Origin of the sequence: Enterobacter cloacae complex sp. P14RS (assembly GCF_014895895.1) — a bacterium.
GTDB lineage: Bacteria > Pseudomonadota > Gammaproteobacteria > Enterobacterales > Enterobacteriaceae > Enterobacter > Enterobacter bugandensis.
This window is the reverse complement of the sequence record NZ_JADBQM010000014.1, coordinates 133,269-148,066: the sequence shown is the minus strand read 5'-3', so window position 1 is coordinate 148,066 and position 14,798 is coordinate 133,269. Positions and strand designations below refer to the sequence as shown.

The 14,798-nt window shown below is 52.9% G+C and carries 12 protein-coding genes and 4 tRNA genes; 12 read left to right on the top strand and 4 right to left on the bottom strand.

What is annotated here, in order from left to right; genetic code table 11:
- The first annotated feature begins 67 nt into the window (after nucleotides 1-67).
- The 3 genes from ybfE to fur all read left to right on the top strand — a co-directional run bounded on the left by ybfE (nucleotide 68) and on the right by fur (nucleotide 1,775).
- A complete protein-coding gene (gene ybfE, locus IM295_RS13290; RefSeq protein WP_014883017.1) occupies nucleotides 68-355 on the top strand; it encodes a LexA regulated protein in 288 nt (95 codons plus the stop codon).
- 155 nt (nucleotides 356-510) lie between these two features.
- Nucleotides 511-1,041 (top strand): flavodoxin FldA, encoded by a 531-nt coding sequence (gene fldA, locus IM295_RS13285; protein ID WP_008501067.1) that lies wholly within the window; start codon nucleotides 511-513, stop codon nucleotides 1,039-1,041.
- Nucleotides 1,042-1,328: 287 nt separating this feature from the next.
- Nucleotides 1,329-1,775 (top strand): ferric iron uptake transcriptional regulator, encoded by a 447-nt coding sequence (gene fur, locus IM295_RS13280; RefSeq protein WP_028012361.1) that lies wholly within the window; start codon nucleotides 1,329-1,331, stop codon nucleotides 1,773-1,775.
- 92 nt (nucleotides 1,776-1,867) lie between these two features.
- Here fur and chiQ read toward each other — a convergent pair whose 3' ends face one another.
- The 4 genes from chiQ to nagE form a co-directional block, all read right to left on the bottom strand.
- Nucleotides 1,868-2,194, bottom strand: coding sequence for a ChiQ/YbfN family lipoprotein (gene chiQ, locus IM295_RS13275; RefSeq protein ID WP_028012360.1), 327 nt, complete (start codon nucleotides 2,192-2,194; stop codon nucleotides 1,868-1,870).
- A 47-nt stretch (nucleotides 2,195-2,241) separates the two neighbouring features.
- A complete protein-coding gene (chiP, locus tag IM295_RS13270) occupies nucleotides 2,242-3,639 on the bottom strand; it encodes a chitoporin (RefSeq protein WP_028012359.1) in 1,398 nt (465 codons plus the stop codon).
- A gap of 447 nt (nucleotides 3,640-4,086) precedes the next feature.
- Nucleotides 4,087-5,754 (bottom strand): glutamine--tRNA ligase, encoded by a 1,668-nt coding sequence (gene glnS / locus IM295_RS13265; RefSeq protein WP_041910779.1) that lies wholly within the window; start codon nucleotides 5,752-5,754, stop codon nucleotides 4,087-4,089.
- 179 nt (nucleotides 5,755-5,933) lie between these two features.
- Nucleotides 5,934-7,886: a PTS N-acetyl glucosamine transporter subunit IIABC gene (nagE, locus tag IM295_RS13260; RefSeq protein ID WP_028012357.1), complete on the bottom strand. Its 1,953-nt coding sequence runs from the start codon at nucleotides 7,884-7,886 to the stop codon at nucleotides 5,934-5,936.
- A gap of 328 nt (nucleotides 7,887-8,214) precedes the next feature.
- On the opposite strand from nagE, the gene nagB reads away from it, so the two are divergent.
- The 9 genes from nagB to IM295_RS13215 all read left to right on the top strand — a co-directional run bounded on the left by nagB (nucleotide 8,215) and on the right by IM295_RS13215 (nucleotide 14,762).
- Nucleotides 8,215-9,015, top strand: a complete 801-nt coding sequence (nagB, locus tag IM295_RS13255; protein WP_028012356.1) for a glucosamine-6-phosphate deaminase — start codon at nucleotides 8,215-8,217, stop codon at nucleotides 9,013-9,015.
- Nucleotides 9,016-9,070: 55 nt separating this feature from the next.
- Nucleotides 9,071-10,219: an N-acetylglucosamine-6-phosphate deacetylase gene (gene nagA, locus IM295_RS13250; RefSeq protein ID WP_193066802.1), complete on the top strand. Its 1,149-nt coding sequence runs from the start codon at nucleotides 9,071-9,073 to the stop codon at nucleotides 10,217-10,219.
- A gap of 8 nt (nucleotides 10,220-10,227) precedes the next feature.
- Nucleotides 10,228-11,448 (top strand): N-acetylglucosamine repressor, encoded by a 1,221-nt coding sequence (locus IM295_RS13245; RefSeq protein WP_028012354.1) that lies wholly within the window; start codon nucleotides 10,228-10,230, stop codon nucleotides 11,446-11,448.
- A 45-nt stretch (nucleotides 11,449-11,493) separates the two neighbouring features.
- Complete coding sequence (gene nagD / locus IM295_RS13240; RefSeq protein WP_003858667.1) at nucleotides 11,494-12,246, top strand: ribonucleotide monophosphatase NagD; 753 nt, start codon at nucleotides 11,494-11,496, stop codon at nucleotides 12,244-12,246.
- A 250-nt stretch (nucleotides 12,247-12,496) separates the two neighbouring features.
- Complete coding sequence (gene asnB / locus IM295_RS13235; protein WP_028012352.1) at nucleotides 12,497-14,161, top strand: asparagine synthase B; 1,665 nt, start codon at nucleotides 12,497-12,499, stop codon at nucleotides 14,159-14,161.
- 227 nt (nucleotides 14,162-14,388) lie between these two features.
- Nucleotides 14,389-14,465, top strand: a tRNA-Met gene (locus IM295_RS13230).
- A 7-nt stretch (nucleotides 14,466-14,472) separates the two neighbouring features.
- Nucleotides 14,473-14,557 (top strand) — tRNA-Leu (locus IM295_RS13225).
- Between the two features lie 23 nt (nucleotides 14,558-14,580).
- A tRNA-Gln gene (locus IM295_RS13220) sits at nucleotides 14,581-14,655 on the top strand.
- A gap of 32 nt (nucleotides 14,656-14,687) precedes the next feature.
- A tRNA-Gln gene (locus IM295_RS13215) sits at nucleotides 14,688-14,762 on the top strand.
- The last annotated feature ends 36 nt before the right edge of the window (nucleotides 14,763-14,798 follow it).

The following is a 14,798-nucleotide window of genomic DNA, read 5'->3' as shown; positions in this document are numbered from 1 at the left end:
TGTATGATGGCGCGCTTATCGCCCGGGCTTTAGCAGGGCGGCGTGTTTCCCCCGAAGTCTCATAATCATGGCCAAAGAACAAACGGACCGTACGACACTAGATCTGTTCGCGAATGAGCGTCGACCGGGACGACCGAAAACGAATCCGCTTTCGCGCGATGAACAGCTGCGTATCAATAAACGCAATCAGCTTAAACGCGATAAAAATCGTGGGCTTAAGCGTGTCGAATTGAAGCTCAACGCCGACGCGGTCGATGCGCTTAACGAGCTGGCAGAGGCGCGTAATATCAGCCGCAGCGAGCTTATTGAAGAGATGCTCATCGCCCAACTAGAGACGCTGCGCAGCCAGGCATAAGTCTGAAAAACCCCTTTATCGCCCTTTTCATGTAGCACAGAGTGCAGTCCTGCGCGATAGCGGTTTCCGCAGGGTTGCCAGTTCTGCTATTATTGCCCTTATCCGTGGCCGAATTGCGCCACCATACCATTAAGTTTCAAGAGGTTATTTTACTCATGGCAATCATCGGCATTTTCTTCGGCAGTGATACCGGCAATACCGAAAATATCGCAAAAAACATTCAGAAACAGCTCGGTAAAGACGTTGCTGATGTGCATGACATCGCCAAGAGCAGCAAAGAAGATCTCGAGGGCTATGACATTCTGCTGCTGGGTATTCCAACCTGGTACTATGGTGAAGCCCAGTGCGACTGGGACGATTTCTTCCCGACGCTGGAAGAGGTGGACTTCAACGGCAAGCTGGTTGCCCTGTTCGGTTGTGGCGATCAGGAAGATTACGCCGAGTACTTCTGTGATGCGCTGGGGACGATTCGCGACATCATTGAGCCTAATGGCGCGGTTATTGTGGGCCACTGGCCGACTGCCGGTTACCACTTCGAAGCCTCTAAAGGCCTGGCAGATGACGATCATTTTGTCGGACTTGCCATTGACGAAGACCGTCAGCCAGAACTGACCGCAGAGCGTGTAGAGAAGTGGGTTAAGCAGATCCGCGAAGAACTGCATCTGGACGATATTCTCAACGCCTGATTTTTTACGGCGCAACGCGGGTTGCGCCCTTTTCCAGGTAAAACCGATTAAATTAATTGCTACAAACTTTTAACTTTTTCGCCCAGACCTGTACAATGTCTCCCTGGCAAAATGTGGTTTCCTTTGAGCAAGTTTGTAGGTGATACCACGTTTTTATAAGCATACTTTGCCTGAGACTTGCAGTTTTCATTTAGGCATGGCAGTTCTATAATGAGACGCATTATCCCAGGTGCATTTTCTGTCACTTCCCAGAGAAGTGAATCGTTTAGCAACAGGACAGATTCCGCATGACTGACAACAATACCGCATTAAAGAAGGCTGGCCTGAAAGTAACGCTTCCTCGGTTAAAAATCCTGGAAGTGCTTCAGGGTCCAGACAATCACCATGTCAGTGCGGAAGACCTTTATAAACGTCTTATCGACATGGGTGAAGAGATTGGGCTGGCCACCGTATATCGCGTGCTGAACCAGTTTGATGACGCGGGCATTGTTACCCGTCATAATTTCGAAGGCGGTAAATCTGTATTCGAACTGACCCAGCAGCATCACCACGATCACCTGATCTGCCTCGATTGCGGCAAGGTCATTGAATTTAGCGATGATTCCATCGAAGCGCGTCAGCGTGAAATCGCAGCTCGTCACGGTATCCGTCTGACCAACCACAGCCTGTACCTTTACGGTCACTGCGCTGAAGGTGATTGCCGCGAGAATGAACACGCTCACGACACAAAATAAGTTAGCGTTCATACTCTGAGCCAGCCGTAAGGTTGGCTTTTTTTTGCCTGAAAAAAGCCCGGTCAGCAAAGTGCCACCGGGCGTAGAGCAACTTATTTGTTGTTATTGCGTATCTCGTTCCAGATTTTATCGCAACGCTTCGCCACTTCCTGATCGTTACCGGTTTTACGTGCCTGGATGCAGGCCTGATAATCCATCACGCGAACATTCTCCTGCGTCGCGAACGCCTCATGCGCTTTCTCTTTCTTTAACACATTTAGCACACTCTGGCAGGCTTCAATTTTCTCAGGCGATCCTTCCGCGGTATTAATACAGGCGCTATACGCCTCCTTCAGACGGGCGTCCTCTTTCGGCGCCTGAGTCTGAACACACGCCACCAGCCCTGATGCCATCAGCGCGACGATTACGATTTTTTTCATCATATGCAGTCTCCAGACCGGCGGGACTCAGCCCGCCGGTGTGCTCATCAGAAGATGGTGAATGGGGCGATAACCATGAATTTGACGTCACGTTCATCCTGGAAGATGTTGCCGTAACCGCCCGCATAGCTTGGGATATCGGAGTGGTTGTCATACTGCGTGAAGTGCAGCTTGAACATCGTGCCTTTTGCGCGGCCATCCTGCAGGGTGTAGATAGCATCCAGGCTGTAGGAGGACTCTTTCAGGCGATAGTTTGGATCGTAGTACGCATCCGGCGTCGCCATGTCTGCTGGTTTTGCATCCCAGGCGTAAGCGTAAGAAGCGCCCACCGCCCAGCCCGGCAGGTTCCAGTTTTTCAGGTCATACATGGCGCCGAAGAAGACCGCTTTCTCGCCGTCGGCGTTGAAGTCTGAGCGGTTATCCCACCAGATATCCAGACGACCGTTGGATGAGGCATAGGTCGGCGTCATACGCTGCAGGAAGTAGCCCTGCTGCCCTTCCGCCTTCACCCATGTCCCTTCCAGGCGCAAATCAACCTGGCCAACCTTGTAGCCGAAGGTTAACGCCTGCAGCCACGCGGTACCGTTATAAATGTCATTTACGCTGCCATCGCTGACCTTATCGCGCGTACCGTAGAACTGGTAGCTGGTGCTCAGCGGACTACCGGCGATATCAAATTTGTAGCTGGCTTTAGCAAAATACTGATCGATATAGCCTTCCGCCTGACCAAATGCGGCTTCCAGAACCAGATCGTTTTTGAAATCGTACTTCGCGCCCAGCGAGTGGAGGTAATCGACTTTGGTTTTCTTATCGTTCTGGTAGAACTTGTCCATCTCAATGTGCCACGGCGCTTTGTACTCGTTGGTCCACATATAGGAGAAGCTCAACGCACCTGCATCACCATAGTCAAAGTTAGCCCCGGCTTCTGCCCCCTGATAGGTACCAGGCATAAAGCTCCAGTGCGGCGCTAACAGCGTCTGGCCGGTTGGCTGAATATAGCCCCCACGCGCCCATACCGGGCCGTATTTGAATTTCGCTGCGGCCTTATAAAGGCTGATACCGCTTTTATCCCCTGACCAGTCTTCGTCATAGGCTTTATTGCTGGAGGAGAAGGCAATTTCGTTCGGGTGGCCGCTGTCGCCATTTTCAGCCATTTCAATCGCCGTAAACGCGGCAATATCCAGACCGAACATATCGGCGGCGTAGCCTGACTGGAAGTCCAGGTTGGCGTTCCAGGTGGAGTGAGAGAGGTTGGTTTTGTATTTATCTTCTGTGACATCTTTACGGTCACGTTCACGCTGCCAGTAATAAATACCGCCAGTGAGGGTAGAATCTTCGATGAAACCTGCTGCTTTTGCCTCTGGTGTCACCACCAGGCCCGACATTGCTGTCACACCGGCAATAGCCAGCGCCAGCGCACTACGTTTGCCACTGAACGTACGCATAGATTATTCCTCTTTGACGAATTAAAACGCCTTAAACGGCGAAAATATAAAAGACCAAAAGGCCAGGGGTAGTTATAAATACCCTCGAATTAACTACCGTCTTTAGGTTATTTTTCGCGACGCGAATTATCAATGCTTTTCAGTGGGCAAAAGTCAGGATTATGACGAAGTGCACATAATTGGTAGTGCTTTGTAACATTTGGCCGGATGCGAGGTGTGGCGGGGGTAGAGCAGGTAATTTCGGCGTCTTAGATTGTAATAAAACCCGTATTTGTCTTTATTCTTCATTTTATGAAACAGACAAACTTTTTTTAGAAAAATAAGTAGCACCGCATTGACCAAAAATTTTATCTGGCCTAATTACGGGCCTACTTTAACGATATGATCATTAAATAAAAAAACGCCGCAAAAAGCGGCGTTTGTTTCTCATTGACCAGTGCAACGTTATTATTCGCCGATCTTGGTCCAGGTATCACGCAGACCTACGGTACGGTTAAATACCGGTTTTTCTGCCGTGCTGTAACGGCTGTCCAGGCAGAAGTAACCTTCACGCTCGAACTGGAACGCTTTGCCCGCTTCAGCGGCTTTCAGCGATGGCTCCGCATAACCCTGCTTGATCACCAAAGATTCCGGGTTGATGGTCGCCAGGAAGTCTTCCGCCGCACCCGGGTTAGGTACGCTAAACAGACGATCGTACAGACGAATTTCTACCGGCAGCGCGTGGGAAGCGCTCACCCAGTGGATCACGCCTTTCACCTTGCGGCCGTCTGCCGGATCTTTGCTCAGCGTCTCAGCATCGTACGAACAGAAGATGGTGGTAATGTTACCTTCAGCATCTTTCTCTACGCGCTCGGCTTTGATGACGTAGGCGTTACGCAGACGAACTTCTTTACCCAACACCAGACGCTTGTACTGCTTATTGGCTTCTTCACGGAAGTCAGCACGGTCGATCCAGATCTCACCGCTGAACGGCACGTCGCGGCTTCCCATTTCCGGTTTATTCGGATGGTTAGGCATAGAGACCAGCTCGCTTCCACCCTGCGGGTAATTTTCAATCACCAGTTTCACCGGATCGATAACAGCCATCGCGCGCGGGGCGTTTTCGTTAAGATCTTCACGAATGCAGGATTCCAGAGACGCCATTTCGATGGTGTTGTCCTGCTTGGTCACGCCGATACGTTTGCAGAACTCACGAATAGAAGCGGCAGTGTAACCACGACGACGCAGGCCAGAGATGGTCGGCATGCGCGGGTCGTCCCAGCCTTCAACGTGCTTGTCGGTCACCAGCAGGTTCAGCTTACGCTTGGACATCACGGTGTATTCCAGATTCAGACGAGAGAACTCGTACTGACGCGGATGCACAGGAATGGTGATGTTATCCAGCACCCAGTCGTACAGACGACGGTTATCCTGGAACTCCAACGTACACAGCGAGTGGGTAATGCCTTCCAGCGCATCGCTGATGCAGTGGGTGAAGTCGTACATCGGGTAGATGCACCACTTGTTGCCGGTCTGGTGGTGTTCTGCGAACTTAATGCGGTACAGCACCGGATCGCGCATCACGATAAACGGCGACGCCATATCGATTTTGGCACGCAGACACGCTTTGCCTTCTTCGAAGCCACCGGCACGCATTTTTTCAAACAGGGCCAGGTTCTCTTCCACGCTGCGATCGCGGAACGGGCTGTTTTTGCCTGGTGCAGTCAGCGTACCGCGATACTCGCGGATTTCGTCCGCAGACAGCTCGTCAACGTAGGCCAGACCTTTGTTGATCAGCTCCACCGCGTAGGCATACAGCTGATCAAAATAGTCAGAGGAGTAGCAGATATCGCCAGACCAGTTGAAGCCCAGCCATTGCACGTCGTTTTTAATGGACTCAACGTATTCGATGTCTTCTTTTACTGGGTTGGTGTCATCGAAACGCAGGTTGCACTGCCCCTGGTAGTCTTGCGCAATGCCAAAGTTCAGGCAGATCGATTTCGCGTGACCAATGTGCAGGTAGCCGTTCGGCTCCGGCGGGAAACGCGTATGTACCGTGGTGTGCTTACCACTGGCCAGATCTTCATCGATGATCTGACGAATAAAGTTACTCGGGCGGGCTTCTGCCTCACTCATCGTGGATTCCTCAAAGCGTAAACAACGTATAACGGCGTATGATCTTATAAGCCGGACGTAGTGACAACCCTTAGTTACGGAAAATACGTATCAGATGAAAATAATGGGGGCGTTTGCTGCAAAAAAAAGCGGCGGAGGATATCCCCCGCCGCTTAAGGCATGACTCTACTCAGGAGCGATTACTTGCCTTTAATCTCATACAGCGGTGTCTGACCCGCAACCACCTGACCTTTCGCCTGGAGTACCAGACCGCTAAAGTCGTCGATGTTGCTGCACACGACCGGACTAATCATCGAGCGCGCGTTAGCGTTCAGGAAGTCCAGATCCATTTCCAGAATCGGCTGACCTGCCACCACTTCGGCCCCCTCTTCCACCAGGCGAGTAAAGCCCTGACCGTTCAGCGCTACGGTATCGATCCCCATATGGACAACGATCTCCGCGCCTTTTTCGGTTTCGAGGCAGAACGCGTGATTGGTGTTGAAGATTTTCACGATGGTGCCTGCCGCCGGAGACACAACGGTTTTGTCCGTTGGTTTCACCGCCACGCCGTCACCGACCGCTTTGCTGGCGAACGCTTCGTCAGGCACCTGCTCAAGGTCAACCACGTCACCCGTTACCGGAGAGACCAGCGCGGCCACCGTCACGGCGTTAGGCACGGCCTGCGGCTTCGCTACCGGGGCAGCCGTCGACGCAGGTGCGCTGTCGGCTGATGCCGCCGCGACCGGGCCACGGGCAACCACTTTCTTCATTTCGTCGCCAATGGATTCCGCTTTGGCGCCTACGATAACCTGGATAGTTTGTTTGTTCAGTTTAACCACGCCCGATGCACCAAGGCGTTTACACATTGCGTCGCTTACGCGCGCCGAGTCACCCACCGTCAGACGCAGACGGGTGATACAGGCGTCAATCGCTTTCAGGTTGTCAGTCCCACCGACGGCAGCGATATAGCTGGTCGCCAGCTGAGTCAGACCCTCTTCGGTATTGCTGTTGGCTTCGTTGGTGACCACTTCGTCTTTGGTATCTTCGCGGCCTGGTGTTTTGAGGTTAAACATACGAATAACCGCAGTGAACAGCACGAAGTAGATGACGAAGAAGACCAGACCCATTACCACCAGCATCCAGACGTTCTTGCTTGCCGCCGGCAGGTTGTACATCAACACGTAGTCGATCGCGCCTGCAGAGAAGGAGAAGCCAGCATGGATGCCCAGCAGGGTCGCCACAAACAGGCTGATACCGGTAAGCACCGCATGCATGAGGTACAGCACTGGCGCCAGGAACATGAACAGGAATTCCAGCGGCTCGGTTACACCGGTCAGGAACGCGGTAATCGCAACGGACAGCAGCATGCCGCCAACCATTGGGCGACGCGCTTTTGGCGCAGCCAGGTACATTGCCAGTGCAGCGCCCGGCAGACCAAACATCATGATTGGGAAGAAGCCAGACATGAACATACCCGCGGTGCCGTCACCCGCATAGAAGCGGTTGATGTCGCCGTGGAATACGGTGCCCGCAGCATTGGTGAACTCACCAATCTGGAACCAGGCGATGGTGTTCAGCACCTGATGCAGACCGGTTGGGATCAGCAGACGGTTGATAAAACCAAAGATACCTGAGCCCACTGCACCCGCTGAAACAATCCACTCGCCGCCCGCATGGATAGCATGCTGCACCGGCGGCCAGACGTAGCCAAAGATAGCTGCCAGGATCAGACAGAAAAAGCCCGTCGCAATTGGCACAAAACGTTTACCGCCGAAGAAGCTCAGGAAGTCAGGCAGTTTGATACCCGCCCAGCGGTTGTACACGGCACCACCGACCAGACCGGTAATGATACCCGCCAGTACACCCATGTTGATTTCCGGGTTGATGGTTACCATCGCTTTCGTGAGGATGAAGTAACCTACCGCCCCTGCCAGTGCCGCAGCACCGGCGCTGTCTTTTGACCAGCTTGACGCCACGCCGATGGCGAAAATCAGCGCAAGGTTGTCAAAAATGGCGCCGCCTGCCTGGGCAATAAACGGCACGTTAAGAAGATCGGGTTGCCCGAATCGCAGCAGCAACGCTGCAACCGGTAGCACGGCGATAGGGAGCTGCAAAGCCCTACCGAGGCGCTGGAAAAAACCTAAAATATTCATCCTATTCCCCCTACGAGACCCATTATTAAGACTCGCGCATAAACTATGTTTTTATTGTGTCACGAACGATAGATACAGTTGATGATTCACTGGCAGTGTGAGTGTGTGAAAAATTAATTCGTATCGCAAATTAAACACCTATTTTTTGTGATTATTGTCACCAAATATCGTATTCCCTCCTCCCTTTCACTGGCTAACAGCCAAAACTTATTTTATCATTCAAAAAATCAAGACGGATTGATCCGGCCTGAAAGGTTCCAGGTTACGCTTAAGCATCAGGTTCCGATACCCATCCGCCCACTCTTCTACTTAAACTTTGAGGTGAACAATGAGACTGATTCCCCTGGCAACTGCTGAACAAGTCGGTAAATGGGCCGCTCGCCATATCGTTAACCGTATTAATGCCTTCAAGCCTACTGCCGATCGTCCCTTCGTTCTTGGCCTTCCAACGGGTGGTACCCCACTGACCGCGTACAAAGCGCTGGTTGAAATGCATAAAGCGGGCCAGGTTAGCTTTAAACACGTTGTGACCTTCAACATGGACGAATATGTCGGCCTGCCAAAGGAGCATCCTGAAAGCTACCATAGCTTCATGCACCGCAATTTCTTTGATCACGTTGATATCCCAGCTGAAAATATTAACCTGCTGAATGGAAATGCGCCTGATATTGACGCAGAATGCCGTCAGTACGAAGAAAAAATCCGTTCTTACGGTAAAATCCACCTGTTCATGGGTGGCGTGGGCAACGATGGTCATATCGCGTTCAACGAACCAGCCTCTTCTCTGGCTTCCCGTACCCGTATTAAAACGCTGACCCATGACACCCGCGTGGCAAACTCCCGCTTCTTTGACGGTGATGTGAACCAGGTTCCAAAATACGCCCTGACCGTTGGCGTAGGCACCCTGCTGGATGCCGAAGAGGTGATGATTCTGGTACTGGGCGGCGTGAAAGCGCAGGCGCTCCAGGCAGCCGTTGAAGGCAACGTTAACCACATGTGGACCATCAGCTGCCTGCAGCTGCATCCAAAATCAGTCATCGTCTGCGACGAACCGTCCACGATGGAGCTGAAGGTGAAAACGCTGAAATACTTCAACGAGTTAGAAGCTGAGAACATCAAAGGTCTGTAATTGAATAACCGCCTCTTCTGTCAGAGGCGGTCGCTTTTTTTAACCGGGGGTCGATATGTACGCTTTAACCCACGGTCGGATTTATACCGGCCATGAAATTCTGGATGACCATGCGATTGTTATCGCCAATGGCCTGATTGAACGTGTTTGCCCGCTGGCGGAACTGCCGCCGGAGATAGAACAGCGCTCACTCAATGGAGCAGTAATCTCCCCCGGTTTCATCGACGTACAGCTTAACGGCTGCGGCGGTGTGCAGTTCAATGACTCCGCCGAGGCGGTGACGGTTGAAACGCTGGAAATCATGCAGAAAGCTAACGAGAAATCAGGCTGCACCAGCTATCTGCCGACGCTCATCACCAGCAGTGATGACCTGATGAAACAGGGTATCCGCGTGATGCGCGAATACCTGGCCAAACACCCGAATCAGGCGCTGGGTCTGCATCTGGAAGGGCCATGGCTGAACATAGTGAAAAAAGGCACGCATAACCCGGATTACGTGCGCAAGCCGGATGCTGAACTGGTCGACTACATGTGTGCCAATGCTGATGTGATCGCTAAAGTGACGCTGGCGCCAGAAATGACCGGTACTGAGGTCATCAGCAAACTGGCTGCCGCCGGGATTGTGGTTTCAGCAGGTCACTCAAACGCCACACTGAAAGAAGCCAAAGCGGGCTTCCGTGCCGGCATTACCTTTGCGACCCACCTTTACAACGCCATGCCGTATATTACCGGCCGTGAACCGGGTCTGGTCGGGGCGATTCTCGACGAACCAGACGTCTACTGCGGCGTTATCGCTGATGGCATGCACGTTGATTACACCAACATTCGCAACGCCAAACGGCTGAAAGGTGACAAGCTCTGCCTGGTCACCGATGCCACCGCGCCAGCAGGTGCAAATATTGAGCAGTTCATTTTTGCTGGTAAAACAATATACTACCGCAATGGACTGTGTGTGGATGAAAACGGTACGCTGAGTGGCTCCTCTTTGACCATGATTGAAGGGGTGCGTAATCTGGTGGAGCATTGTGGGATTGCGCTTGATGAAGTCCTGCGTATGGCCACCCTTTATCCAGCTCGCGCTATCGGCGTGGATAAACAGCTCGGCGGAATTGCACCAGGTATGGTTGCAAACCTGACGGCATTCACACACGATTATAAAATTATTAAGACCATCGTTAATGGTAACGAGGTCGTCACTGAGTAAGTAAAAGTATGACACCAGGCGGACAAGCTCAAATCGGTAATGTCGATCTCGTTAAACAACTTAACAGTGCGGCGGTTTATCGCCTGATTGACCAACATGGTCCAATCTCGCGGATCCAGATAGCCGAACAAAGCCAGCTTGCTCCCGCCAGCGTGACAAAAATTACCCGCCAGCTCATTGAGCGCGGTTTGATCAAAGAAGTCGATCAGCAGGCCTCCACCGGGGGCCGCCGCGCCATCTCCATCATTACCGAAACCCGCAACTTTCAGGCCATTGGCGTCCGGCTTGGTCGTCATGACACCACGCTCACGCTGTACGATTTGAGCAGCAAAGCCATTGCGGAAGAGCACTATCCGCTGCCCGAGCGCACTCAGGAGACGCTGGAACACGCGCTGCTGAATACTATCGCGCACTTTATTGAAAGCTGTCAGCGCAAGATCCGCGAACTGATCGCCATCTCCGTCATTCTGCCGGGCCTGGTCGACCCGGAAAGCGGTGTGATCCGATACATGCCGCATATTCAGGTTGAGAACTGGGCGCTGGTCGACGCGCTGGAAAAACGCTTTAAGGTGACCTGCTTTGTCGGCCATGATATTCGATCTTTAGCGCTGGCTGAGCACTACTTTGGTGCGAGTCAGGACTGTGAAGACTCTATTCTGGTGCGCGTACACCGCGGTACGGGCGCAGGCATTATCTCCAATGGCCGTATTTTTATTGGTCGTAACGGTAACGTTGGCGAGATCGGCCACATCCAGGTTGAACCGCTCGGCGAACGCTGCCACTGCGGCAACTTCGGCTGCCTTGAAACCATCGCCGCCAACACGGCCATCGAGCAGCGCGTTCGCCACCTGCTTGAGCAGGGCTATCAAAGCCGCGTCACGCTGGACGATTGCAAGATAGGCACCATCTGCAAAGCCGCCAATAAAGGCGACGCGCTGGCCTGTGAGGTGATCGAGCAGGTAGGTCGCCATCTGGGGAAAACCATCGCCATCGCCATTAACCTGTTTAACCCGCAGAAAGTGGTGATCGCCGGAGAGATTGTTGAAGCGGAAAAGGTGCTGCTGCCCGCCATCGAAGGCTGTATCAACACCCAGGCGCTGAAAGCATTCCGACAGAACCTCCCGGTGGTTCGTTCGAAGCTTGACCATCGCTCGGCGATTGGCGCGTTTGCGCTGGTCAAGCGCGCCATGCTCAACGGGATCCTGCTCCAGCATTTGCTGGAATCCTGATCGGACCTTATAGTAACGCCTTCTTTTTTTGATGTCGGAATGTCCATGACCATTAAGAATGTAATTTGTGATATCGACGGCGTGCTGATGCACGACAACGTTGCCGTGCCGGGTGCTGCGGAGTTTCTTCACCGCATCATCGACAAAGGAATGCCACTGGTTCTACTCACGAACTACCCTTCCCAAACCGGTCAGGATCTGGCGAACCGCTTTGCCACCGCAGGCGTCAACGTGCCGGACAGCGTGTTTTATACCTCCGCAATGGCAACGGCGGATTTCCTGAAGCGTCAGGAAGGAAAAAAAGCCTACGTGGTCGGTGAAGGCGCGCTGATCCACGAGCTGTATAAAGCAGGCTTTACCATTACCGATGTGAACCCGGACTTTGTGATCGTGGGAGAAACGCGTTCCTTTAACTGGGAGATGATGCATAAAGCAGCCTACTTTGTCGCCAACGGTGCGCGCTTTATTGCCACCAACCCGGATACGCACGGCCGTGGTTTCTATCCGGCCTGCGGCGCGCTGTGCGCCGGTATTGAAAAAATCTCCGGCCGTAAGCCTTTTGTTGTCGGCAAACCGAGCCCGTGGATCATCCGCGCCGCGCTGAATACGATGCAGGCACACTCAGAAGAAACCGTCATTGTTGGCGACAACCTGCGCACCGATATTCTGGCTGGCTTCCAGGCAGGGCTTGAAACCATCCTGGTACTTTCTGGCGTCTCGCAGCTTGATGACATCGATACGATGCCCTTCCGACCTAGCTGGATTTACCCCTCTGTCGACGAAATCGACGTTATTTGATTCTGAACCACGTCCCAGGGCGTGGTTTTTCATTTTCAGCTTATACAAACAAAACACTATCTAACAAAAAACCCTTTTCATTGCATTATCATCAATAAAAGGATGTGTGACGTACTCTTTTTTCACTATTCCGCAATCACTATTGCACTATTTCCGTTTTGGCCCGTAAAACCCTTGCGCCCCTCCCCTCTTTTGCGGCATTTTCATAAGCAAGCAACATCACAATGCAACAGAGTTAACGGAGAAGGTTATGTGTTCAATTTTTGGCGTACTGGATATTAAAACTGACGCGGGCGAACTGCGTAAAAAAGCACTCGAATTGTCCCGCCTGATGCGCCATCGCGGACCGGACTGGTCAGGCGTTTACGCCAGTGACAAAGCGATTCTGGCTCACGAACGTCTGTCTATTGTTGACGTCAACGCCGGTGCACAGCCGCTGTATAACGAGAAAAAAACGCACGCGCTGGCTGTCAACGGTGAAATTTATAACCATCAGGCGCTGCGCGCCGAGTACGGCGACCGCTACGCCTTCCAGACCGGCTCTGACTGTGAAGTGATCCTGGCGCTGTATCAGGAGAAAGGTCCCGAGTTTCTCGACGACCTGCAGGGCATGTTTGCCTTCGCCCTGTACGACAGCGAAAAAGACGCTTACCTGATTGGCCGTGACCATATCGGTATTATCCCGCTGTACATGGGGCACGATGAACACGGCAACTTCTATGTCGCGTCCGAAATGAAAGCCCTGGTTCCGGTCTGCCGCACCATTAAAGAGTTCCCGGCGGGCAGCTATCTGTGGAGCAAAGACGGTGAAATTCGTCCGTACTACCAGCGCGACTGGTTTGACTATGACGCGGTGAAAGACAACGTGACGGATAAAGCCGAGCTGCGTCAGGCGCTGGAAGATTCCGTGAAAAGCCACCTGATGTCAGACGTGCCTTACGGCGTACTGCTCTCCGGCGGTCTGGACTCCTCCGTGATCTCCGCGATCACCAAGAAGTTCGCGGCTCGTCGCGTGGAAGATCAGGAGCGCTCCGAGGCCTGGTGGCCGCAGCTGCACTCCTTTGCCGTGGGCCTGGAAGGGGCACCGGATCTGAAAGCCGCGCAGGAAGTGGCAAACCACCTCGGCACCGTGCACCATGAAATTCACTTCACCGTGCAGGAAGGCCTGGATGCGATCCGCGATGTGATCTATCACATTGAAACCTATGACGTGACCACCATTCGCGCCTCCACGCCGATGTACCTGATGTCGCGTAAGATCAAGGCGATGGGCATCAAGATGGTGCTCTCCGGCGAAGGTTCTGACGAAGTGTTTGGCGGCTACCTGTACTTCCATAAAGCGCCAAACGCCAAAGAGCTGCATGAAGAGACCGTGCGTAAGCTGCAGGCGCTGCATATGTTCGACTGTGCCCGTGCCAACAAAGCGATGTCGGCCTGGGGCGTGGAAGCGCGCGTGCCGTTCCTGGATAAGAAATTCCTCGACGTGGCGATGCGCATCAACCCGCAGGATAAAATGTGCGGCAACGGCAAAATGGAAAAACATATCCTGCGTGAATGTTTTGAATCTTACCTGCCGGCGAGCGTGGCATGGCGTCAGAAAGAGCAGTTCTCTGATGGCGTTGGCTACAGCTGGATCGACACCCTGAAAGAGGTGGCAGCGAAGCAGGTTTCTGACCAACAGCTGGAAACCGCAAGCTTCCGCTTCCCGTACAACACGCCGGGCTCGAAAGAAGCGTACCTCTACCGTGAGATCTTTGAAGAGCTGTTCCCGGTGCCGAGCGCTGCCGAGTGTGTTCCTGGCGGTCCGTCAGTGGCCTGTTCATCCGCAAAAGCCATTGAATGGGATGAATCTTTCAAGGCGATGAACGATCCATCGGGGCGTGCGGTAGGCGTTCACCAGTCCGCCTACAAATAATCACAACGATTTCAAACAGGCCCCTCAGGGGCCTGTTTTTTTTGCCTCACATTTCACCACCAAAAACCGATTAATAACCAATAATTGCCGAATATTCGGCCACGCTGTTCGCAACCTAACCAAACAGTCACATTCCGGCTATTTTCGTTGAAAAAGGTGTTGACGCTGCAAGGGTCTATACGCATAATGCGCCCCGCAACGCCGATAAGGTAACGCGAAAAAAAGATGGCTACGTAGCTCAGTTGGTTAGAGCACATCACTCATAATGATGGGGTCACAGGTTCGAATCCCGTCGTAGCCACCATCTTTTTGCGGGAGTGGCGAAATTGGTAGACGCACCAGATTTAGGTTCTGGCGCCGCAAGGTGTGCGAGTTCAAGTCTCGCCTCCCGCACCATTCCCGGGTAAGCGTTGCACGGATGGGGTATCGCCAAGCGGTAAGGCACCGGTTTTTGATACCGGCATTCCCTGGTTCGAATCCAGGTACCCCAGCCATATTTCTTCGATTTTGCGGTTCTCCGCGGTATTGGGGTATCGCCAAGCGGTAAGGCACCGGTTTTTGATACCGGCATTCCCTGGTTCGAATCCAGGTACCCCAGCCATCGAAGACTGCAGTACTGGCTACGTAGCTCAGTTGG